This window comes from Rhizobium pisi (assembly GCF_003938655.1).
Classification (GTDB): Bacteria; Pseudomonadota; Alphaproteobacteria; order Rhizobiales; family Rhizobiaceae; genus Rhizobium; species Rhizobium pisi.
The window spans coordinates 1-20,790 of the sequence record NZ_RJJT01000007.1 but is presented as its reverse complement, the minus strand read 5'-3'; the positions used below and the strand labels follow the sequence as shown (position 1 = coordinate 20,790).

18 protein-coding genes and 2 pseudogenes are annotated in these 20,790 nt (G+C 60.1%); 4 read left to right on the top strand and 16 right to left on the bottom strand.

Annotated features, from left to right (window positions below; translation table 11 throughout):
- Positions 1–45: 45 nt before the first annotated feature.
- The gene (locus EFD55_RS11185) at positions 46–717 is read left to right on the top strand and encodes a TetR/AcrR family transcriptional regulator (RefSeq protein WP_125845121.1); all 672 of its coding nucleotides are present in this window, start codon (positions 46–48) and stop codon (positions 715–717) included.
- Between the two features lie 21 nt (positions 718–738).
- Here the strand turns inward: EFD55_RS11185 and EFD55_RS11180 are convergent, their stop codons facing one another.
- The 6 genes and pseudogenes from EFD55_RS11180 to EFD55_RS11155 form a co-directional block, all read right to left on the bottom strand.
- Entirely contained in the window at positions 739–1,590 is an 852-nt protein-coding gene (locus EFD55_RS11180; protein ID WP_125845120.1) for a shikimate dehydrogenase, read from the bottom strand.
- Positions 1,591–1,658: 68 nt separating this feature from the next.
- Positions 1,659–2,423 carry an amino acid ABC transporter ATP-binding protein gene (locus EFD55_RS11175; protein ID WP_125845119.1) on the bottom strand — a complete coding sequence of 255 codons (765 nt, stop codon included), beginning with the start codon at positions 2,421–2,423 and terminating at the stop codon, positions 1,659–1,661.
- Positions 2,424–2,448: 25 nt separating this feature from the next.
- Positions 2,449–3,291 carry a transporter substrate-binding domain-containing protein gene (locus tag EFD55_RS11170; protein ID WP_125845118.1) on the bottom strand — a complete coding sequence of 281 codons (843 nt, stop codon included), beginning with the start codon at positions 3,289–3,291 and terminating at the stop codon, positions 2,449–2,451.
- 35 nt (positions 3,292–3,326) lie between these two features.
- Positions 3,327–3,977, bottom strand: coding sequence for an amino acid ABC transporter permease (locus EFD55_RS11165; RefSeq protein WP_125845117.1), 651 nt, complete (start codon positions 3,975–3,977; stop codon positions 3,327–3,329).
- A 13-nt stretch (positions 3,978–3,990) separates the two neighbouring features.
- On the bottom strand, positions 3,991–4,659 hold the full coding sequence (locus EFD55_RS11160; RefSeq protein WP_125845116.1) for an amino acid ABC transporter permease: 669 nt from the start codon (positions 4,657–4,659) through the stop codon (positions 3,991–3,993).
- Positions 4,660–4,889: 230 nt separating this feature from the next.
- A pseudogene (locus EFD55_RS11155) lies at positions 4,890–5,130 on the bottom strand (DUF1236 domain-containing protein); the annotation flags it as partial.
- A gap of 470 nt (positions 5,131–5,600) precedes the next feature.
- Here EFD55_RS11155 and EFD55_RS11150 point away from each other — a divergent pair.
- Positions 5,601–6,626, top strand: a complete 1,026-nt coding sequence (locus EFD55_RS11150) for a sensor histidine kinase (protein ID WP_125845115.1) — start codon at positions 5,601–5,603, stop codon at positions 6,624–6,626.
- 793 nt (positions 6,627–7,419) lie between these two features.
- On the opposite strand, the gene EFD55_RS11145 is transcribed toward EFD55_RS11150, so the two are convergent.
- The 5 genes from EFD55_RS11145 to EFD55_RS11125 all read right to left on the bottom strand — a co-directional run bounded on the left by EFD55_RS11145 (position 7,420) and on the right by EFD55_RS11125 (position 14,630).
- A complete protein-coding gene (locus EFD55_RS11145; protein ID WP_125845114.1) occupies positions 7,420–8,064 on the bottom strand; it encodes a TetR/AcrR family transcriptional regulator in 645 nt (214 codons plus the stop codon).
- A 64-nt stretch (positions 8,065–8,128) separates the two neighbouring features.
- Entirely contained in the window at positions 8,129–9,418 is a 1,290-nt protein-coding gene (locus EFD55_RS11140) for an alpha/beta hydrolase (protein WP_125845113.1), read from the bottom strand.
- A gap of 1 nt (position 9,419) precedes the next feature.
- A complete protein-coding gene (locus tag EFD55_RS11135) occupies positions 9,420–12,470 on the bottom strand; it encodes an efflux RND transporter permease subunit (protein WP_125845112.1) in 3,051 nt (1,016 codons plus the stop codon).
- Positions 12,467–13,564, bottom strand: a complete 1,098-nt coding sequence (locus EFD55_RS11130; protein WP_165504805.1) for an efflux RND transporter periplasmic adaptor subunit — start codon at positions 13,562–13,564, stop codon at positions 12,467–12,469. The genes EFD55_RS11135 and EFD55_RS11130 overlap by 4 nt, the downstream gene beginning before the upstream one ends.
- A 1-nt stretch (position 13,565) precedes the next feature.
- A complete protein-coding gene (locus EFD55_RS11125) occupies positions 13,566–14,630 on the bottom strand; it encodes an efflux RND transporter periplasmic adaptor subunit (protein ID WP_125845111.1) in 1,065 nt (354 codons plus the stop codon).
- A gap of 212 nt (positions 14,631–14,842) precedes the next feature.
- Between EFD55_RS11125 and EFD55_RS11120 the strand changes: the two genes are divergently transcribed.
- Positions 14,843–15,487 (top strand): TetR/AcrR family transcriptional regulator, encoded by a 645-nt coding sequence (locus EFD55_RS11120; RefSeq protein ID WP_125845110.1) that lies wholly within the window; start codon positions 14,843–14,845, stop codon positions 15,485–15,487.
- Between the two features lie 110 nt (positions 15,488–15,597).
- Here EFD55_RS11120 and EFD55_RS33750 read toward each other — a convergent pair whose 3' ends face one another.
- The 5 genes from EFD55_RS33750 to EFD55_RS11095 all read right to left on the bottom strand — a co-directional run bounded on the left by EFD55_RS33750 (position 15,598) and on the right by EFD55_RS11095 (position 20,513).
- Complete coding sequence (locus EFD55_RS33750) at positions 15,598–16,329, bottom strand: hypothetical protein (RefSeq protein ID WP_245438456.1); 732 nt, start codon at positions 16,327–16,329, stop codon at positions 15,598–15,600.
- A gap of 380 nt (positions 16,330–16,709) precedes the next feature.
- The gene (locus tag EFD55_RS11110) at positions 16,710–17,603 is read right to left on the bottom strand and encodes a DUF2092 domain-containing protein (RefSeq protein ID WP_125845109.1); all 894 of its coding nucleotides are present in this window, start codon (positions 17,601–17,603) and stop codon (positions 16,710–16,712) included.
- A 136-nt stretch (positions 17,604–17,739) separates the two neighbouring features.
- Positions 17,740–18,522 carry a 3-hydroxybutyrate dehydrogenase gene (locus EFD55_RS11105; protein WP_125845108.1) on the bottom strand — a complete coding sequence of 261 codons (783 nt, stop codon included), beginning with the start codon at positions 18,520–18,522 and terminating at the stop codon, positions 17,740–17,742.
- Positions 18,523–18,548: 26 nt separating this feature from the next.
- Complete coding sequence (locus EFD55_RS11100) at positions 18,549–19,307, bottom strand: acetoacetate decarboxylase (RefSeq protein WP_125845107.1); 759 nt, start codon at positions 19,305–19,307, stop codon at positions 18,549–18,551.
- A 27-nt stretch (positions 19,308–19,334) separates the two neighbouring features.
- The gene (locus EFD55_RS11095) at positions 19,335–20,513 is read right to left on the bottom strand and encodes a patatin-like phospholipase family protein (protein WP_125845106.1); all 1,179 of its coding nucleotides are present in this window, start codon (positions 20,511–20,513) and stop codon (positions 19,335–19,337) included.
- 161 nt (positions 20,514–20,674) lie between these two features.
- Here EFD55_RS11095 and EFD55_RS33745 point away from each other — a divergent pair.
- A pseudogene (locus EFD55_RS33745) lies at positions 20,675–20,790 on the top strand (TetR/AcrR family transcriptional regulator); the annotation flags it as partial.

Sequence of the window (20,790 nt, the reverse complement as noted above, 5' to 3'; positions counted from 1 at the left end):
CCCGTGGTTCTTCTGTACCAACTGGTTAAGATTTTGGAAGAGGAAATGGAGAACGGGGTGATCAAGCCGCAGGGCAAACGGGATCCTGAGGGGGTGCGCGAAGACATCCTTCGCGTTGCCATGCAGGAGTTTTCCGAAAACGGCCTGTCTGGCGCCAGAATCGACGAAATCGCCGCCAAGACCAAAACGTCCAAACGGATGATTTATTATTATTATGGTGACAAGGAAGGGCTCTACACGCGCGTGCTGGAAGAAGCCTATCGCCATGTCCGCGGCGATGAGGCCGATCTCGGGCTGGATACGCTCGATCCGATCGAGGCGCTGGACCGTTTGGCGCGGTTCACCTTTCATCACCACCGGCAGAACCCGGCCTTCATTCGCATGGTGATGATCGAAAACATTCATCATGGGCAATATCTCGAGCGCTCGCAGACCATCCGGGAACTCAACCGGCCAGCTATCGAGAAATTGCAGTCCCTGCTCGCCCGCGGACAGCAGGACGGCGTATTCCGGGCTGATATCGACGCGCTTGAACTGCATTGGCAGATCAGCGCATTGTCGTTCTTCAATGTCTCGAACCGGGCGACCTTCTCGCATATTTTCGGCCAGTCTCTCTGGTCCGATGGCACGCACGACATATTATCGGGCCATGTTGCTACGATGGTGCTGCGCTATGTCGCAAAACCCGAGGCTTTGGCCGCAAGAGGTGATCGCTGAGTCTCCTCTTCTCCGCCTCTGTTAGATAAGCTCGGCAAAATGGTGCTGCATGCGTTCCGCGTCGGGTTCGAGGCCGGTGAAAAGCCGGAACGCGCCGACCGCCTGGAAGACCGTCATCCCACCGCCCGGCAGAATGCGACAGCCTCGGCGAGAGGCGGCCGCCAGCAGTTCCGTGACCAGCGGCATGTAGACGATATCCGCCACCCAATGGCGGCTTTCCAAAAGGGTTTCCTCAATGGGCATGCCGGGATGGCTCTTCATCCCCGTCGGCGTCGCATGGATCAAGCCGTCCGAGGCCGCCATGGAACCGACGAGATCTTCCGTGGGCGTAGCGCGTCGTCCATCGAAACGTTCATTAAGGTCGTCAGCAAGCTGCACGGCGCGGGCTGGATCGCGATCGAAAATATCCAGCTTGCTGATGCCAAGCTTGAGCGCCGCGTGGGCGACGGCGACGCCGGCGCCGCCTGCCCCAAGTAGCAGCGCATGATCACGGCGCGCATCCGGCAGGCCGCGCCTGAAGCTCTCGTAAAAGCCGTACCAGTCCGTATTGTGCCCCAGGCGCCTGCCGTCGCGGAGCACCACCGTATTGACCGCTCCTAGCATGCGGGCGTCCTCCGACAGCTCGTCGAGAAGCGGCAGCACGGCCTGTTTGAACGGGTGGGTGATGTTGGTGCCGGAAAAGCCGCGCTCCTCGAGTTCTCGCAGCAGGTCCGGCAGCGCGCTCGCGCGGAGATCGCGCTCATAGATGTCCACCCGCTCATAGCGATAGTCGAGCCCATGACAAGCGCCTTCGCGCTCATGCAGTGCCGGCGTCTTGGAAAGTTGGAGGTCGGAGCCGATCAGCCCGACAAGCACAGTGCGTTTGTCCGTCATTTGATGTCCAGAAGCAGATAGGCCGGTCTTCGCGCGCTCCGAAAGATCCCGGAGCCCGATTGTGACGATCAGTGGTGAGCAAGAATTTCGCCGAGAAAGGCCTTGGTGCGATCGTGCCGCGGGTTGCGGAAGAATTCGTCGGGCCGCGCCTCTTCGATCACCTCGCCCGCGGTCATGAAAATCACGCGGTCGGCGACCTGCCTGGCAAAGCCCATTTCATGCGTCACGCAGATCATCGTCATGCCGTCGCGCGCCAGGCCGATCATCGTATCCAGCACTTCCTTGACCATTTCGGGGTCGAGCGCCGATGTAGGTTCGTCGAACAACATGACCTTCGGCTCCATGCACAGCGCCCGGGCGATGGCCGCCCGCTGCTGCTGGCCGCCTGACAATTGCGCTGGATACTTGTCCGCCTGATCGCCGATGCGCACCTTGCCGAGATACCGGGTGGCAACGGCCCGAGCATCCGCCTTCGACATGGCTCTCACTCGCATCGGGGCGAGCATGCAGTTTTCCATGATCGTCATATGCGGAAAGAGGTTGAAGCTCTGGAACACCATGCCGACCTCGCGCCGGATGGCATCGACGGTCTTGCCCGTGTCGTCCAAGGTCACGCCTTCCACGACGATCCTGCCTTTCTGGATGTCTTCCAGCCGGTTGATGCACCGGATCAAGGTGGACTTGCCGGAGCCCGACGGTCCGCAAAGGACGATTTTCTCCCCCTTGCGGACCGAGAGGTTGATATTCTTTAGGGCATGGAAGGCGCCATACCATTTCTCGACGCCCTCGAGCGCGATCAGCGCCTGTTCGGAGCCGGATTGATTATTCGGCATGGCGACGTCCTCCTCAGATTTTCGATCACATGACGGTGTAGGGAATGTCAGGCATGGATTCCGGGAACTTCGGTACCTCGCGCTTCATCCACTTGGCGTAGATCTTGGCATACTCGCCATTGGCCATGATCTTGTCGAGAAAGGCGTTGACGGCCTCGTTCCAGTCTTTCTCGCCGAGGCGCGTGCCGGCGCCGTTGTAGAGGGTCTTGAGGTCGAACTTGGTGTCATAGGTTCCGGCGCTGGCCGCATCGAGCCGGTCGCCGTAGAACTGGTTACCGCCGACCACTTGAACCTGGCCTGCCAGCAGTGCCTGGATGGTCGCGGCATCATCGTCAAAGCGCAGAATGGTCGCCTTGTCGCCGACGCCGGCGGTGATGGACGTGTCCATAGCGCTTGACTTTGGCACACCGATCGTCAGGCCAGCGAGATCCTTATAGTCGGCGATCTTCGTCGTCTTCGGCCCATAGACGGAAAGCACGTTGCCGGCATAGGGCTTGCTGTACTGGATCGATTTCGCCCGTTCGGCCGTCATGCCCATGGTGGCGAACAGAACGTCGACCTTACCGGTCACCAGTGAAGGAATGCGATTGGCGACCGCAAGCGGCACGAATTCGACCTCGACGCCGAGTTCCTTGGCAAATGCGCGGCCGATGTCGGCGTCCAGGCCATCCTGAACGCCGCTCGAATTGACGAAGCCCCAGGGAGCATTGTCGCCCTGGATGCCGATGACGACCTTGCCCGCCGCCTTGGCTTGCTCCAGCGTTCCGGCATGCGCCGGCAATGCTGACACCAGCGGAAGCAGCATTGCTCCTGCCGCAGCTATAAGGACGCTTCTCCGATGCAAGGCATGTCTCAATTTGTTGATCATGTTTTCCTCCTCTTCAACAAAGCTCTGCGAATTCTTCACCGCGCGGCCTTGGCAAGCCGACGTTCCATGCTTGCGCCCCACAAAGAGAGCGGCCAGCAAAGCGCGAAATAGATGGCTCCGATGATCGCAAAGACCATCAGCGGCCGGAAAGTCTGGTTGGAAACGATCTGGCCGGCGCGGGAAAGCTCAACGAAGCCGACGATCGCGGCGAGCGACGTTCCCTTGACGAGTTGCACCAGAAAACCGATGGTCGCAGGCAGGGATATCTTCAGTGCCTGCGGCAGGATCACATCCTTCATGCGCGAGACATAGTGCAATCCGAGCGCCTTTCCGGCCTCCGTCTGCCCCTTGGGAACCGACTGAATGCCGCCGCGCCAGATTTCACCCAGGAATGCGCTTGCATGCAGGGTAAAGGCGATGGCGACGGCAATCCACGCATCGACATTCACCCCGAGCAGACCGATGCCGTAATAGACGACGAAAAGCTGCATCAAGAGCGGCGTTCCCTGGAAGACCGCGATATAGGCGGCGCCACTCCGCCAGAGCACGGCATGGGTCGACACGCGCATCAGCGCAACCCCCAGGCCGAATATGCCGCCGCCGACAAAGCCGATCGCCGCCAGCGCGATCGTCCATTTCAAGCCCTGAAGCAGGAAAAGCAGTTCGTTTACACCGATATTTGCCATGATATGCCCCTCCTCACCGAACCGGATAGCTGAAGAGCAGCCTGGATATTGCCGAGAACAGCGTCATCATCAGCCCGGAAATGGCGAGATAAATCAGTGTGATACTGAAATAGACCTCGAAGGATCGGAATGTGTCCGACTCGATCCGCTGGGCAACCGATGTCAGTTCGTAAGCCGCGATCGACGTGCATACCGATGTCGTCAGCGTCAGCATGATGAACTGGCTGGTCAGCGAAGGATAGATCGCCCGGAAAGCAGGTTTCAGCACGATATGGCGGAATACTTGCCCCTTGTGCAGCCCGAGTGCGAAGCCGGCTTCGATTTGTCCCTTGCCGATGCTTTCGACCCCGCCGCGAATGATCTCGATCGCATAGGCACCGCCATTGACCGCCAGTGCGATGATGGCTGTCGCCGTTGGATTCAAGCGGATCCCGAACTGCGGCAAGGCGAAGAAGATGAAGAAGATCTGCACCAGGAACGGCGTGTTGCGGATGACTTCGACGAAGGCGATGGTTGGAATGCGAAGGATGCGAGACTTGGATGTGCGTGTCAGGACGCCGAGAATGCCGATCAGGGTCGCAAGCGACATGCCGGCGACGGCAAGACCGACGGTCGACAAGGCCGCCAGCAGCAATTCAGGCAGCCGTTGATAGACGACACTGAAGTCGAGCACATAGCCCATCAATCCCTCCCAGCCGCCTCCTCAAGCGGCAGTTGCCCAACCGCTCCAGGGGAGCGGGTCACTTACTATGGCAACTTTGTACCAGACAGTTAACAGCTGTCAAGATGTTTGTACCAGTTAGTTAATTAATATTGAGTGCAGCTAGGAACCTCCGAATTTCGGTGGAATTCTATCCCGAGTTGAACAGGGTTATTAGGCCAATTGACCATGTGTATTTGGTTGCGGGGGCCTGATGGCACAGCGATCACACGCTGATCGTTGATGATCGCATATGCGTATTTCAGATCGTGGGAATTGCGTCACCACGACGGTCTGCGGCAACGGCTGCCCGACAACGATCTTCTCCTTCACCACGATGCGTTCGGCCGGAGCGGGAGCCTGTTGAACATAGGTCACCACCTTCTGCGGCGGGGGATCGATGACGCTGCCTGCCACGCCGCCAACGATGCCGCCGACAGCAGCACCCACCGGGAAGAAAGTGGAGAAGCTTTCCGAAACGTTGTCTGGCCGTTCGCTCATCCCGCGCGATAAAATGTTGCGAACGCAGCGCAGATAGATGTTCAAAGAGCCGGACGATCCTCGACTAGCGGACCCGGCCGGTGAACAAAGCAAACGAAGGTCGCCCGACGCAGACCAGATCGGCGCGACGCAATATCTCGAGCTGCAGGAGGACCTGGATTGGAAGCAACTCTCCGTCGGCTCAGATGAGGAGCGCCGCATCACGGAAAGTTAGATCCGATAAAGCAGTTGTCTTTGCCACGACGATCGATGTTTCCCATGGGCTCGTGGCTTCCGTTCGATCGTCAGGGAAAGCGCGCCTGCGCCAGACCTCGCCTCCGATGAGGCGAGGTCTTCACCAAATCATAGCGCCATCCCCGCGGTCGGCGGCGCCCTAGAACAGGATGAAACCTGTAGCCCTCGGGAGGGATCAGGCGCATCATATGATCATGAAACTCTTTTCCAGCTCCAGCCGCTCCCGTGAGCGTTTTCTCGAAGCCATCCTCCAGAGCGCGATCGAATATGCGATCATCTCCATGGATCTGGATGGGTTGGTGACCACCTGGAATGAGGGCGCGCGACGGCTCCTCGGATGGGAGGAGGCCGAGATTATCGGCAAACCTGCAGCCGTAATTTTCACGCAGGAAGACCTGCAGGCCGGGATTGTCCAACGGGAGATGGCCGCTGCTTTAGCGGAGGGCCATGGCAATGATGAGCGCTGGCACGTTCGCAAGGACGGCTCCCGGTTCTGGGCGTCGGGTCAGATGATGGCCTTGACGTCGGATGACGGCGAAGTCGAGGGCTTTGTGAAGATTCTGAGAGATCGTACCGAGCAGAGAGAAAACGAGGAGCGACAACGCGTCCTGATGCACGAACTTTCTCACCGCATGAAGAATACGCTGACCGTCGTTCAGGCTATCACCAGTCAATCCTTCCGAAACGCCGGCTCCATGGAGGATGCGGAACAGGCAATCTCGGCACGGATCAATGCTTACTCGAAAGCACACGACATTCTGCTGCAGCAGAATTGGTTAAGTACGACCATGGCGACGATCGTCGAGGCGACCGCGATTAATCTTGGACTTGAGACGTCAGGACGGTTCAAAGCGAGCGGCCCCGCGGTTGAATTGGGTCCACAGGCTGCCCTTTGCTTCTCTCTCGTGCTGCACGAACTTGTCACCAACGCCCACAAGTATGGTGCACTATCTGCAGATACCGGGACTGTCGAAATCGAGTGGTCCGTGCGCGATGAGGCGGGCGACAAGCGCCTGAACTTCAATTGGCAGGAGGTTGGAGGCCCGGCGGTGGAAGCTCCGACCAAGAAGGGTTTCGGCTCCCGGCTCATCAGCTCTAGCCTTTCCGCCTTTGGAGAGGTCGCCGTTGATTTCGCGACGACAGGGCTCGTCCTGAGGCTGGATGCATCGCTCCAGAAGCTGCAATACAAAAACTATTCCGACACCGAGGAATAACTTGATTTCAAAGCCATGAGGCCCTCGACAAAGCAAAGCCTCCCCTTGGATGGATGGAAAAGAGGCGATCCGGCTTAACCGGAGCGCTTGGCGTCGTCGCTCCGGAATCAATCTCTCTATCTGAAGTCATCGTCTCGGACCGGGCTCTTTTGACCGTCAGGCTCCGGTGGCGCTTCCTTATAGTCAGAGCGATTGACAGGCTGCTCTTTGGGATTGCCCCTCTGGAGCATTTTTTGGGACATGGCCGATTCCTAATTCCTGCGCAACAGTCGACTGCGTTGCACATCATTCTGGCCACCAACCGGCATCAGGCTCACCACGAACATTCCTAATACGAGAGTCAGGTAGATTGCCCATCCGATTGCCAGACGAAACGGTCTAGGCAGGCGGGCAATACGAACCAGCAGGCGATCTGCGAAGCCTGCCCCGGAGGGAACATCCCCCTGTCCATGATGATAGCCTTCACTAGCCATTCGAGCGCTCTCAATTAAACAACCAAACGCTAGGGGCGAGTGGCCGCCCAGCGAACAGGAGTGCTGGCTGCCTGGGGTAAGCAACAATCGCCGAGCGACCGTTTGAATAAACACCAGGAGCATTAAAATGTTCCCACTATATACCGCACCTGCGGAAGTGTATCCTCGGTTGTTTTTGCGGTTTATTTGAATAAAAGTTGCGAATTAAGGGGCAAGTCTACGCAGCCCTATACTTTACGCAAGTAATTCAAAAAGGGCGAGAGCGTGAGTGATCGGCGACGCGCCTCGGCATTGGCATTGCGGCTCAGCCACAACCTTCATTAACGTTGCTTCCCATCGGATTCTTCTCCTGCCTGAGTGAACTTGCGAAGTCCCGCAACTGCGAAGGAAGCGAGTTCATGAGCAGATAGCTCAGAGTGGTTCGAAGGCAGGGCGCCAATAAATCTGGGATCCCACAAGGAGATGATCGAGGCGCAAAAGCAGGAGGCGAGCGCATCGACGTTCCTCGGAACAAACTCTCCAGTCGTGATACCGGCGGAAACGAGCTCCCCCACAGTTGCCTTAAGTCGCTTAAGATGGTTTCTGAAGGATGGCCAAGTGCCTTCAGCGGCGAGAACAGCGAGGCTAAACATCTGGCCGTCGCCGTCACGTGCCTGCAGCATCAGGTGGTGTTGTCCGAGCGCGGTTTCTATTAGACGGCTCGCCGCACTGGTGAGCTCGCCGTCGGCAGACGGGGTGACGCGAAGATCCGTTTCGAAGAAATTCCCGGCAATGGCATCCCAAATCGGCGCCTTGGAGGGGAAGATTTTGTACACAATTGCCGGCGACTTCCCCAGCAGTCGAGCGATATCGATGACATTTGTTTTCGACGGACCATACAGCCGGCACGCCGCCGTGCCGGCTTCGATGATCGAGGACATATAGTCAGACTCCGGCTGGTTTTTTACAGTCGTGCCAACTTCCATTCGCCAATCCTATCTATTCCGCATGCTGGACCGGTCTCAGACAGCGTCCGATCGCAGCTGACGATCAGTACGCAATCTGCCCATCCACCATCTTTTTCCCATTCGAGGAGAGTTCGCGCTTCAGGATTTCTCGCGCCTCCGGGCTGATGACTGCGACTGGGGCCGCAACGGCAACGCGCGCTGCCGAGCCGGCGAAATTGGCCGCTGTCATCCCGATCTGATCGGCAACGCTTGCCTTTCCGCCGTCGAGGCTCTGCCCTGCCAGCCGCTGTCCCAGCAGGCGCACGATCTCAGGACTGTCGGCGAAGGCGTTGTGGCCGAGCGGATCGTTCGTCTTGATGGCGCTCGTATCGATAACGGATACGCCGAGTTCGTCGAGAAGAGGCGCATAGGGTCTGAGATCCGACCCGCCGACGCGGCTGACGCCACCTGATAGCCAGCTCGACATCTCCAGCGCCTTGTCGCGTGTCGATGTCAGGATCACAAAGTGCGGCCGCTTCGACCCCATCTCGGTGAACTGGCGACGGAACACGTCGATGTCGATGTCGGGCGATGCGAGAACGACGTTCTTCACCTTCGTCGGGATTGATTTCTCGCGCATGGCGACGCCGCGTAGCGCCTCGGCCGCAAGCCAGCCGCCCATGGAATGGGCAAGGATCGTCACGTCGGAGACGTCGGGACTTTTCACAGCCTGGAGGATCAGATCCTCCAGAGCGCGGCGCGAATAGTTGGCGCTCTCCTTGTCGTAGAGGTAATCGAAGACACGGCCCCTTGATGGCCAGGTGAAGAGGATCGGTGCGGCGTCGGTTCCCGAGTCATGGACGATCTGCGCGAAGCGGAAGACAGCGTCGGCGTAGGTGTTGTTGAAGCCATGCACGAAAATGACGACCTGATGCTTCGCATTTCGATTCTTCCGATACCAGTCGAAGGCCTGGCCCTCGAATTGCACCTTGGCAACCTGCGTGACCGCAAACTCCTTTTGCGGGTTGGGCGGCATGCGGGACGGCCACTGCACCTCTCCGATCTTGCGGTTCCGATCGGGCGGGATGGATACGTCGACGCTGTTAAGGGAAATCGCCGTCCCGCGATCGCCGGAAAAGAGTTTGCCGGGATCCTCCGAAGGCTTCCGTGTCGTGGCGACGAGCATGGTGACCCGGCTCGTACCAGCCGGGACCACGGCGAGAGGCTGAAGGACATCCTGCACCCGGTCGGCGCAACCCGATGTAACGAGTGCCAGGGCCACAAGGACCGGGACGGCTCGGCCCGAGCGGGCAGCGATCGCCGTGGCGAACCCAAACCCAAGCCCGGCGAGACCCTGGGCAATGCACCCAGGGAGCGAGAGAGATGTGGTCATCTCAGTGCTGCTCTGCTTCGCGAGGAATCCGGAACCAGGCGACGTAGAGCGCCGGCAGGAAGAGAAGTGTGAGTGCCGTTCCGACGACAATCCCGCCCATCATCGCGTAGGCCATGGGACCCCAGAAGATCTCGTGCGAGATCGGAATGAGGGCCAGCGTCGCGGCCGCGGCGGTGAGCATGATCGGTCGCATGCGGTGCTCGGTCGCCTCCACTACCGCCTTCCATGCCGACATTCCCTCTGCGCGCAACTCCTCGATCTGAACGATCAGGATCACCGAGTTGCGGATGAGGATTCCGACCAGTGCGAGCACGCCCAGGAGTGCGACGAAGCCGAGCGGCGAGTTGCTGGCGAGCAGAGCCACGACGACGCCGATGAGGGCCAGCGGCGCTACCGAGAAGACCAGGAACAGCCTGTGGAAGCTCTGAAGCTGGATCATAAGTAGTGTCGCCATGATGACAAACATGGCTGGTGCCACCTTCGCGATCGGACCCTGTGACTTGGCACTTTCCTCGACAGCGCCGCCGACCTTGACCGAATACCCCACAGGCAGCGTCTTTTCGAAGGCCGAAACCTTGTCGGAAAGCGCCTTCACAACGGTCGCCGGCTGCGTCGCATCGCCGATCCCGGCCTTGATCGTGATGGTCGGAATTCTGTCGCGCCGCCAGATCGTCGGCTGCTCGAGCTCATAGTGGAAGGTAGCCACCGATGACAGCGGGACGGATTGACCGCTGCTGCTCTGCAGTTGCAGGTCAAGCAGGGTGTCGATGGAGCCCCGCTCCTTTTCCGCGGCACGGCCGATGACATCGACCAGGTAGATGTCGTCCCGAACCTGCGTTACGGCATTTCCTTGTACGACGGTGTTGAGCGCCATTGCGATGTCCTCAGACGAGACGCCGAGCTGTCGGGCCTTGTCCTGCAGCACGTCTATCTTCACGACGCGAGCCGGCTCGTTCCAGTCGAAGGCAAGGTTCCTGAGTGAAGGATCAGTGCCGACGATCGAGCCCAGCTTCTGTGCCAGATCGCGCACCGTCTGCAGATTTTCGCCGGACACACGGTACTGGATCGGCTTGCCAACCGGTGGCCCAATGTCCAGAAGCTTCACGTAAGCGTCCGTTCCCGGAAACGTCTTCTGAAGGTAGATTTCCATCTGCTGCTTCAGCTTATCGCGATCATCGAGCCCCTTGGTGACAATGACCGTCTGGCCGAAAGAAACGTCGGCCGGCTGCACGTCGAAGGAAAGAACGAAGCGCGGCGCGCCCCTGCCAACATATGTCGACCAATGCTCGACGCCAGGGTTGTTAGTCAGCATTTCCCGCTCAAACTGGGCCATCTGACGGCTCGTTTCGGCGATCGAACTGTTCTGCGGCAGGTTCCAGTCGATGATCAGTTCCGGACGATCGGAGCTCGGGAAAAACTGCTGTTGCACCATCGACAGGCCGACGATCGATGCGGCGAAAAGAAGAACCGTAGCGACGATCGTCATCCAGCGCCAGCGCAGGCAGAATTGCAGCAGGCTTGAAAACGCCGTGGCAAAGCGCCCCTTATGCTCGGCGTGCTTCTTCATGGTTTTCGGTAGAATGGTCACCCCGATCAGGGGCGTGAACACGACCGCGACCACCCATGAAACGACGAGCGAAACCGCGATGACGACAAAGAGCGTGAAGGTGAACTCGCCGGCATTGCTCTTGTTGAAAGCGACGGGGATGAAGCCGGCGACCGTAACCAGAGTGCCGGTCAACATGGGAAACGCCGTCGATGTGTAGACGTAGGTGGCGGCCTTCGTGAGACTGTCGCCCGCTTCCAGCCGTGCAACCATCATCTCGACGGCGATCATGGCATCGTCGACGAGGAGGCCGAGCGCGATGATCAGCGCGCCGAGCGAGATGCGCTGCAGCGATATGCCGGTGTAGAACATGACCATGAAGGTGATGGCGAGTACGAGAGGGATCGCGATTGCCACTACCAGGCCGGCTCTCGTCCCCAGACTGATGAAACTGATCGCAAGCACGATCGCGACTGCCTCGAACAGGGCTTTCGTGAAGCCGCCGACTGCCTCCTCAACCACCTTCGGTTGGTCGGATACCTGTTCGACGGAGACGCCGACCGGAAGCTCCTGGGTGATTTTGCTCATCGTCTTTTCAAGCGCTTCGCCGAAGGCAAGCACATTGCCGCCCGTCTTCATACCAATCGCCAGCCCGATGGCGGGCTTTCCGTTGAAGCGGAAAAGCGACGTCGGCGGGTCGACGTAGCCACGGGTGATCGTGGCGACATCGGTCAGCGGGAAGAAGCGATCGTTGACCCGAAGATTGATCCCCCGCAGGGTGTCTTCGGAAATGAAGCGGCCGCCGACCCGCAAAGCGACCCGCTCCGGCCCGGTTTCGACAAAACCGGACTGGGTGACGGCGTTCTGCGCCTGCAGCGTGGCAATGATGGCGGAGCGGTCGATGCCGAGGGCGGCGATCTTGCGGGTGGAGAATTCGAGGTAGATCACCTCGTCCTGCGCGCCGACGATGTCGACCTTGCCGACGTCGGGGATGTTGAGGATCTTCGTTCGGGCACCCTCGGCGAAATCACGCAGTTCCCTCTGACTGAGGCCGTCTGCCGTGAAGGCAAAGATATTGCCATAAACGTCGCCGAACTGGTCGTCGAAGAAGGGTCCGACCACGCCTTGGGGGAATTCGTGCTTGATATCGTCGATCAGGTTGCGGACGCGCGACCATATGGGCTTTACGTCCCGCGCGTTCGTATCAGGCAGCAAATCGACGAAGACGATCGTTTGACCGGCCGTCGTAATGCTGCGGGTATGCTCCAGTTTGTCGAGTTCCTGCAGCTTCTTTTCGATGCGGTCGGTAACCTGCTGCGTCACCTCCTGGGCAGAGGCGCCCGGCCATTGAGCCTGGATCACCATCGTCTTGATCGTGAAGGATGGGTCTTCTTCGCGGCCGAGTCCCAGATAGGCGAAGGCGCCCGCTACCGCGAACATGATCATGAAGTACCAGACGAGAGACCGATGCTCGAGCGCCCAGTCAGAAAGGTTGAATTTATTCACGGGCGTGGCTCCTGTCCGAGTTGCACTTTCTGTCCATCGGTGAGTTCATCGACCCCGGCGATAACGATCTCTTCTCCTTCCCGAAGGCCCGCTTGAACCAGGACGGAACGGGGGGCGGACGCCGGGCCATCGAGTTCAACCGGCCTTAGGACGACCTGGGACGTGGTGCGATCCACCACCCATACCTGGCTGGCGCCGTCTTCATGGCGGATGGCGGAGAGCGGTAGCGTGATCGCCTGCTTCCTTTGTCCGACAAGCGGCGTCGCGGTGACCACGGCGCCAAGGCGGAAGATGTCCGGCGCCTGATCGATCCCGATCTTCAGCCGATAGGTGCGGGTATTGGGATCGGCCTGCGGCGCGATCTCTCGGACCACGCCAGTGGCCTGGATCCTACTGTCGAGCTGGAGGGCGACTTCGAAGCGGTCGTCCAGGCGAACGCGATCGAACTGCGCTTCCGGCACGTCGACGACCACATCGCGCTGCTCGAGGCGCGCCAATTTCAAGACCGGCTGGCCGGCCGAAACAGTCTGCCCCATTTCCGCGGACGTGGCGGTCACGACGCCGTCGAACTCGGCCCTCAACTCGGCGTAGCCTAGCTGCTCGCGCGCCTTCGCAAGGCTGGCCGTCGCTTTCGCAGCATTGGCGGTCGCCGACTTGAGTTGCTGTTCGGCAAGATCGTGATCAGCAATACTCGCTGCATTGCTCTGAACGAGCCTTCGCTTGCGGGTTTCCGTCGTTGCGGCGTTTTCCAGCTGCGCCTGGGCGTTGCGCAGTTCTGCCTCCGCGCCCTTGACCGCGAGCTGCAGAGTGAGAGGATCGATTTCCGCCAGGACATCGCCCTTGTGCACCAGGTCGCCAACATCGACCTTGCGAGAGACCATTCGCCCGAGCGTCCGAAAAGCCAGGTCAGTCTCGATGCGGGCCCGAACCACGCCGGGCGAGCTTGCGATTTTGTCCTGTTCGGCCGCAGCCATGACGACTTTGACAGGGCGGGGAGCCGTCTCCTCCCCTGCGACGGAGTTCTGATCGCAGCTTGCAAGCAGCGACACTGACAGAAGAAACGGGAGAGAGGCGCATATGCGATTGAGGGTCATCTCACTTGCCTTCCCAGGCGACTGCCTGGCCTTCCTTGAGGAACTTTCCGCCTTCGGTGACGATCAGGTCTTGCGCGGCGACGCCGCCGGTGACGACGAAATCGCTCTGGCGGTACCGGTCGACCGAAATCTTCCGGAGCGAAACGGTTTGGTTGTGAGTGTTGACGAGCCACACGGCTGGTTCGCCTTCGGCCGATGCGATCGCGGTATAGGGGAGCACGATGCCGTCGCGCGGCGAGGCGCGCAGCTTGCCCACGACAGGCGTTCCGAGCGGCCACGGCGCGCCGTCCTGGAGCCCCACCTTGATCCGGATCGTGCCTGCCTTCGCGTCGATGACGGGCGAGACCTCGCGTATGCCGGCAGGGACGTCGCGCGAGGGGTCGGAGACCGGTGCGACCTCGACGTCGTTCAGCGGCCGGCCATCGAGGAAGAATGCCTCGAAGACGTCGAACACCGCATCCCGCGGTCCGTCATGGGCGAGCATGAAGGCCGACTGCGCTGCTGATACCACCTGCCCGGCTTCGATGCCGCGGGCCGTGATGATGCCGTCCGAGGCGGCCTTCAGCTCAGTATAAGACAGCGCGTCCTCGGCCGTCGCAAGTGCGGCCTCGGCGGCATCGAGGGAAGCCTGCGCACTCAGCAGCTCCTTCTGCGCATCGTCAAAGACCGCGCGCGGAACAGCCTGCGACTGCAGGAGCGAATTCGCCCGGTCGAAGGCGAGTGTCTTCTGCGCAACGACGGCCTGCGCCGACTCCAGTGCGGCGTGGGCGACGCTGACGTCCGCCTGTTGTTCGGTGTCGTTGAGCCTCGCCAGAACGTCGCCGGCGTGAACATGCGATCCGACGTCCACCTTTCTCTCAAGAACCCGGCCGCTCACGCGAAAGGAGAGTTCGGTCTGGACCCTCGCCTTCACCTCACCGGTGATTTCCGCACCCGGTTGATATTGGGCCTTCGACGCCGCAACGACGCGGACCTGCTGCGGCGGTGGCGCCACTTCAACTTTCTCCTCGCAGGCAGCCAGGACTGCGCAGGCGAGACCAATTCCCAGCAATCGAAAGGACTGCATTTTTTGCTCCGGTACGGTTGCGAAGAGAGCCGCGTTGTTGATCGGCCAGCTTCAATCTGCTGCTGACAGGCTGTTGCCCGATGTTGACAACGCCCACTTAAAGATTAAAGTAGTCAATGTCAACATCGCGGCCACGAAATGTTGACACACGCAACATGGAGATGGGCGAACAGATGTGGTTTGGCGCCGGATATCCAAACAATTCCAATGTGATGACGAAACGAGTTGGTAAAAAAACATCGCGGGCGGAGCGTAGGGCGCGGCGTCCCCATGAAATACTGGAGGCCGCGTTCGAGGAGTTTGCTGCGAAAGGTTATGCGGCAACGCGAGTCGAAGACGTCGCAACCCGACTGGGCATAACAAAGGGAACGGTCTACCTCTATTTCCCGACCAAGGACGTTCTGTTCCAGGAGATGTTTCGCCACGCGTCCACGTCATCCGCAGACCGGCCAACCGCCATCGGCGGCCTTCGGGGATCCTGCGCCGAGCGGATCCGCGCCCTGCTGCTCATCGCTTATGAAAACACGGCCAACGACCGAAAGACCAGAGAACTCCTGCGCTTGTCCGTCGCCGAAGGAGCTCGTCTTCCCGAAATGGTCGATTGCCGTCATGAGCTATTCATCGCACCGACGCTTGCAGCTCTCACGGCCCTGGTCGAGGAAGGCGTGAAATCGGGAGAGTTGAGACGAGATACGGCGGCCGAGACGCCTGACGTGCTCGCGAGCTTGATTTTTCAGGTTGCCGTCTGGCTGCTGATGTTTGCGGATCGAAAGCCGATCGATGGCAAGGCGCTTATGGAAGCGCACATCGAGCTCGTTATGAGCGGGCTTCTGCAGCGGTCGGAACAAATGGTCTGATTTGACGAGGTGCGTTCGAGCGGACTGAGCTGTGCAGTTTTCGATGCTGGCAAAGGCCGGATACGTCGTGCGACGTCCGGCCTCAACCTTTTCCACATGCTGAGCTGAATCTAGTTTGCGCTGGGAACGCGATTGTAATCGGACGGCGGGACTTCGCCCGTGACCAAGATGTTTCCCTGGATCTTATAGACGATCCGTAGATTGGCGGCCGCAGCCTGAAGCCAACCGACCGCATCTTCCGATGTCCATGCCGTGCCCTCCGGCGGCAGGCTTTCAAACAGGCCGGCAATCAGAGGATTGACAGACTGGGAGCTGCCATTGCCGCCGCTCTGGTTCGACCCGCCCTCTCCGCTGCCAACAGGCCGGTCGGAGCGGCTCTGATCGGAAGAGCTCGCATATTCTCCGCCAGATGAACCTGAAGACCTGGTGTGAGACGAACCCGAAGAACCCCCGTGAGATGAACCCGCCGACGCCGCGTTAGCGGAGCCCGCACTGCCGTGGGACGAACTCGATGACGCTGCGCCATAGGAACCCGTAGAGGATCCAGACTGATCTCCATAGGAAGAATACGTCCTTCCACTGGTGCTCGAGGCGGCGGCCGCACCAGTGACGACGCCCGCTGCATACCCGCCCAGGACGTAGGCGTCGCGGCGATTATATCCACGCCCATAGTCTCCACCGCCATACTCTCCCTGACCATAGTCGCCGATGCCATAGTCTCCACGACCATAGTATCCACGGCCAAAGTATCCATTGCGATTGCCCGAGACCTTGAGATCGCCTGAGTTGTTGACGGTGAGGTTGCCCGAGTCCTTCGCGACAATATTGCCCCCGGAGTTCATGAAGGTGCGGTTCCCGTTGACGTTACCGCCCGAATTCAGGGTGTTGCGGACGCTTCCGGACAGGTTGCTCCCTCTGCGGCCTGGCCCTTCCGCCAATCGCCCCTTTGCGCGCCCTAGATCTGGCATACGAGTACGAGGGTTCACCGGTGGACGGTTGCGCATGCTTATCGGCGGACGGCCGTGGCTCGCCATCGGCGGACGCGGCGTACGACCTATCTGCGGACGTGGGGGGCCGCCCGGCCCTGCCGACGGAAAATGGGGTGGCCCTCCAGACGGCAGGGGTGGCGGACCGCCGGGCGGCGCAAACTGACCGAAGGCAACGTCCGATGTGATGGCCGTTAAAGCGAGAAAAGCAAGGCAGGTGCGCTTCAGATAGTTCATCACCTGCTCCCTTCCGTTCCCGACGCGACGGCTGGTGTCGGATCGATCTTTTTCACATCCGCAGGAGGCTCAAACGTGAATTCGGAGTCGGACAGAGGGAGCTCGGTCGTCCAACTGGTGAATTCGGCAACGAAGCTTGGTTGGCCCTGCAGCAACGGGTAGGTGACGACCAGGCGATGCGGCGTCGCCGCATCATTCTTCTCGACCCACAATTCCACATCGATACCGGACTTCTGTGAGAAAAGCAGATGCCGGCACTCGATCCCATCGACGGTAGCCGTGCCCACCTGCCAGGCCGCCATGGTATCGTCCAGCAGAACTTCGTCCGGAGAGCCTGCAAAAAGGACACCGAGCGGAAAATCGAGGTCTAGCTTGTCTCCGATCTCGTCGAGCGCGGACGGTATGTCGCCCGACGCGGGGATCGTCATGTATTTCTTGCTGTCGGGAAAGAAGACCGCGGCCGCCTTGCCGTCGTAGAATAGATCGTGTCTGCCGTCATCGCCGATAAACTTGACGGCGATCCGATCGGGCCGGCGGGCGGCGATTTTGATCGTATGGAAGATGTGAAGCGGTTGTCCGAATTCGTCCAGATAAACGCTGACCGTTCTTGCCGTGACCGACAAGTCCCTGGCATGCAGCGTCTTTCCCATCTGCGAAATGGCAGTCGCGGCCTCGTCGCTAATCGCAGGCTTGAACGGAGGCGCCGGTTCATCCGCTCGAGCTGTCGACAGTGTGGCGAATCCCACAAGAACGCCGAACGCGGCAGTCTGAACGACATTCCGCAGCATCGTAGTCGCTCCACGCGCGGCTGCGCCATCGACAGAGCGGTGCGTAGCCACCGCAGGTCGCCGGGCCTTCGCGAGGGTCCGCCGCAAACCATTACAGACTTCCATGTTCATTTCCTTTAATACTAGACATGATAGCGCGAGCCTGCTGCGGCTCGTCGCGAGGGAGAATTTGTTCCGGGTGCTTGAGCGTTCATGTCAGACGGCGCCGCAAAGGGTGTCGTCCGTCTGTCCGCGATCGATCCTACTGCATGAACCAGCCGTGGCTCACGACCAGCGACTGACCCGTCACGGCATTGGACCTGGCCGCTGCGAAATAGAGAACGGCGTCGGCCACGTCATCGATGCTGGTAAACTCGCCGTCGACCGTGTCCTTGAGCATCACCGTCTTGACCACCTGCTCCTCGCTGATGCCGAGCTCCCGCGCCTGTTCGGGGATCTGTTTGTCGACGAGCGGCGTGCGCACGAAGCCAGGACAAACCACGTTGGCCGTGACGTTGTGCTCGGCCCCTTCCTTTGCCAGTACCTTGGCCAGTCCGATCAGTCCGTGCTTGGCTGTGACATAGGGCCCCTTCAGCTTCGAGGCTTCCTTGGAGTGCACGGAACCCATGTAGATCACCCGGCCGTAATTGGCGGCATACATGTGCTTGAGGCAGGCGCGAGTGGTCAGAAAGGCGCCGTCGAGATGGATCGAAAGCAGCTTTCTCCAGTCCGCAAAGGGAAAGTCGACCAGCGGCTTGACGATCTGGATGCCGGCGTTGCTGACCAGCACGTCGATCTTGCCGAACCTTGAAATCACCTCGCCGACGGCTTTTTCCACCTGCTCTTCGTCGGCGACGTTCATCGCCACGGCGAAGGCATCGCCGCCCTTGCTTTTGACCTCGGTGGCCGTTGCGTTCGCGGCGTCGAGATTGAGGTCAGCGATCACGGGAATGCCGCCTTCGGCTGCGAAGCGAAGCGCGATCTCCTTGCCGATGCCGCTCGCGGCTCCGGTGACAATCGCCACCCTTCCATCAAATCGAGACATGGATAGTTCCTTTCAATTGCGGGAGATCAGTCATTTTGGAGGTAGTCGAACACGACCTCGCCGAGGCCGAGCGTCAGGTCGGCGACGTAGTGGCTGGCCGACATGACTTCGCGCACGGGGAGACGTGCGACGTCGCACATCGCGTGTTCGAACAATTGCAGGGCTGCCGGCCCGGCCCATGCCCCTTTCAGGGTCACATCCTCGAGATAGTAGCGCACGAGTTCGCAAATCCGGGGCGAACCATCGACGTGCGGGATGATCTTCAGCATGAAGGCGGGCTTGGCCATCGCCTTTGCCAGCGGCTCCAGCGGGAGCTCGCGGTGCTTGTAGCCCATGGTCGCCGTCACGCACAAAACCGAGCCGTAGTGGAGTGTCCCGACGAGCGTCTCCTGCTCGTGCGACAACTTCGGCGTCGCCAGTTTCTTCGGAAAGCCCCAGATCTCGCGGCCGCCGGCGATCGGAGAGCTGTCGTCAAGATACATGGCATGCACGTAGCTGCCTTCCTGCACCCTGCCGGATGGCGTCGTGAAGCGCACCGGAATGACCTGCCCGGTTTCCGTATAGTCGCCGAAGCCGGTCGAATCCGGCATGCGGATGAATTCATAGGCGACCGTGTCGCCGATCACCTCCAGCGGCTCCGGCACGACGGCGCGAAGGGCCTCCGGATCGGTCCGGTAGTTGATGACGACAAATTCGCGGTTGTAGAACTTGTAAGGTGGCCTCGGATAGGCCGGGTTGTTGAGCGGCATCGCGAAGGCATTTTCGCGGACTGCGGCGATCTTCATGGTCGTGTTCTTCTCTTTGGTGAAATCTCAATCGAAGTCGAAAATGGCGACGCCGTCCGGCGTGCCGGGCCGCTGCAGCACCTCGGGGTGGCGCAATGTTCGAAGGGCGTCGTTGTAGCCGGAGGTCCAGTGCTCCTCCATCGTCCGGCGGGAGAACTCGTAATCCTTGGAGCTCGCCTCGTATTTCTTGGCGCGATATATGAGCTGGACGATGTTGTAGACCTTCTCGTCGGCCTGATCGACGAGGAGCTTGATCTCCGGATCGGCCCGCAGCAGGGCGTCCTGCGGGACGAGTTCGACGAGATGGCCGAGTGCGCGGCGCAGCCGCTGCTGCGTCTTGAAATGGTCGGTCGCCGCGCGCGTGCGGCTCGAGAAGCGGATATCCTTCTGCCGCAGTTCGATTCCTGGCAGGTCGCGCGGAAACTCGCCACTCGCGCTCCAGAGGTCGACCTGAAAGGCGAGCGTGTCCTGGCGCGGCGAGTTATCGAGGACCCATTGCAGTGGCGTGTTCGATATGAGGCCGCCGTCCCAGTAACACTCGCCGTCGATCCTCGTCGCCGGGAAGCCGGGCGGCAGGGAGCCGCTCGCCATGATATGTTCGGGACGGATTTTGTGGGTCGTGGTGTCGAAATACTCAAAGTTGCCGGTGCGAACGTTGACGGCGCCGACGCTGAAACGCATGGCGCCTGTGTTGATGCGGTCGAAGTCCACCAGCCGTTCCAGCGTCGCCCTCAGCGGTGTGATGTCGTAGAAGCTTTCCGCCTCCACGCTACCGGCCGATGAAAAGAAGGGTGATACCGGACGGGGTGTAAAGAAGCCCGTCGCGCCATCCATCAGGGTGGCGAAGGCGTGTGCCTGATTGAGCAGGCCACGCGCGAAATCACCTTGAAACCCTATTGCGCCTAGCATCGCCGAAAACAGCGTGGGAAACCCGTGAGCCGGGGCGGTTACTGTCTCCCAGAAGCTCCGGAGCGCCTCCACTCGTCTTTCGGGCGGGTTGCCGGCAATCAGGGCACTGTTGATGCCGCCGATGGAGATGCCGGCGACCCAGTCAGGATGAAGACCGGCTTCGGCCAGTGCTTGATAGACGCCGGCCTGATATGAACCGAGCGCCCCTCCGCCTTGCAACAACAGCGCGATACGCTCGAACGGCGGACGCTCCATTGAACGCTGCGTCGTGTTTTTGACGGGATGTTGAGCGGCCATCAATGTACCTCTTTGTTGTAGCGTCCGTGGGCGCCGATCGGGTGTTCGCATTTCAGCGCACCAGATGTTGACAACGCCCACTTAGAGATGAGAGTAGACAATGTCAACATCGTACGGTCAAAAATGTTGACATGAGCAACTTAAAAACCTAATGGACTGATATGACCGAAAACATTTCCACGACAGAGCAGCGTCCGTATCACCATGGCGACCTTCACAGGGCGATCGTAGGCGCCGCACTCGATGTCCTCAGCGAGTCCCAGAGCACGGAATTTTC

Excerpts from the sequence above, each read along its gene's own strand:
- EFD55_RS11185 (WP_125845121.1), top strand. The coding sequence starts at position 46 with ATGGAGAACGGGGTGATCAAGCCGCAGGGCAAACGGGATCCTGAGGGG.
- EFD55_RS11180 (WP_125845120.1), bottom strand. The coding sequence starts at position 1,590 with ATGACGGACAAACGCACTGTGCTTGTCGGGCTGATCGGCTCCGACCTC.
- EFD55_RS11175 (WP_125845119.1), bottom strand. The coding sequence starts at position 2,423 with ATGCCGAATAATCAATCCGGCTCCGAACAGGCGCTGATCGCGCTCGAG.
- EFD55_RS11170 (WP_125845118.1), bottom strand. The coding sequence starts at position 3,291 with ATGATCAACAAATTGAGACATGCCTTGCATCGGAGAAGCGTCCTTATA.
- EFD55_RS11165 (WP_125845117.1), bottom strand. The coding sequence starts at position 3,977 with ATGGCAAATATCGGTGTAAACGAACTGCTTTTCCTGCTTCAGGGCTTG.
- EFD55_RS11160 (WP_125845116.1), bottom strand. The coding sequence starts at position 4,659 with ATGGGCTATGTGCTCGACTTCAGTGTCGTCTATCAACGGCTGCCTGAA.
- EFD55_RS11150 (WP_125845115.1), top strand. The coding sequence starts at position 5,601 with ATGATCATGAAACTCTTTTCCAGCTCCAGCCGCTCCCGTGAGCGTTTT.
- EFD55_RS11145 (WP_125845114.1), bottom strand. The coding sequence starts at position 8,064 with ATGGAAGTTGGCACGACTGTAAAAAACCAGCCGGAGTCTGACTATATG.
- EFD55_RS11140 (WP_125845113.1), bottom strand. The coding sequence starts at position 9,418 with ATGACCACATCTCTCTCGCTCCCTGGGTGCATTGCCCAGGGTCTCGCC.
- EFD55_RS11130 (WP_165504805.1), bottom strand. The coding sequence starts at position 13,564 with ATGACCCTCAATCGCATATGCGCCTCTCTCCCGTTTCTTCTGTCAGTG.
- EFD55_RS11125 (WP_125845111.1), bottom strand. The coding sequence starts at position 14,630 with ATGCAGTCCTTTCGATTGCTGGGAATTGGTCTCGCCTGCGCAGTCCTG.
- EFD55_RS11120 (WP_125845110.1), top strand. The coding sequence starts at position 14,843 with ATGACGAAACGAGTTGGTAAAAAAACATCGCGGGCGGAGCGTAGGGCG.
- EFD55_RS33750 (WP_245438456.1), bottom strand. The coding sequence starts at position 16,329 with ATGAACTCCGGGGGCAATATTGTCGCGAAGGACTCGGGCAACCTCACC.
- EFD55_RS11110 (WP_125845109.1), bottom strand. The coding sequence starts at position 17,603 with ATGGAAGTCTGTAATGGTTTGCGGCGGACCCTCGCGAAGGCCCGGCGA.
- EFD55_RS11105 (WP_125845108.1), bottom strand. The coding sequence starts at position 18,522 with ATGTCTCGATTTGATGGAAGGGTGGCGATTGTCACCGGAGCCGCGAGC.
- EFD55_RS11100 (WP_125845107.1), bottom strand. The coding sequence starts at position 19,307 with ATGAAGATCGCCGCAGTCCGCGAAAATGCCTTCGCGATGCCGCTCAAC.
- EFD55_RS11095 (WP_125845106.1), bottom strand. The coding sequence starts at position 20,513 with ATGGCCGCTCAACATCCCGTCAAAAACACGACGCAGCGTTCAATGGAG.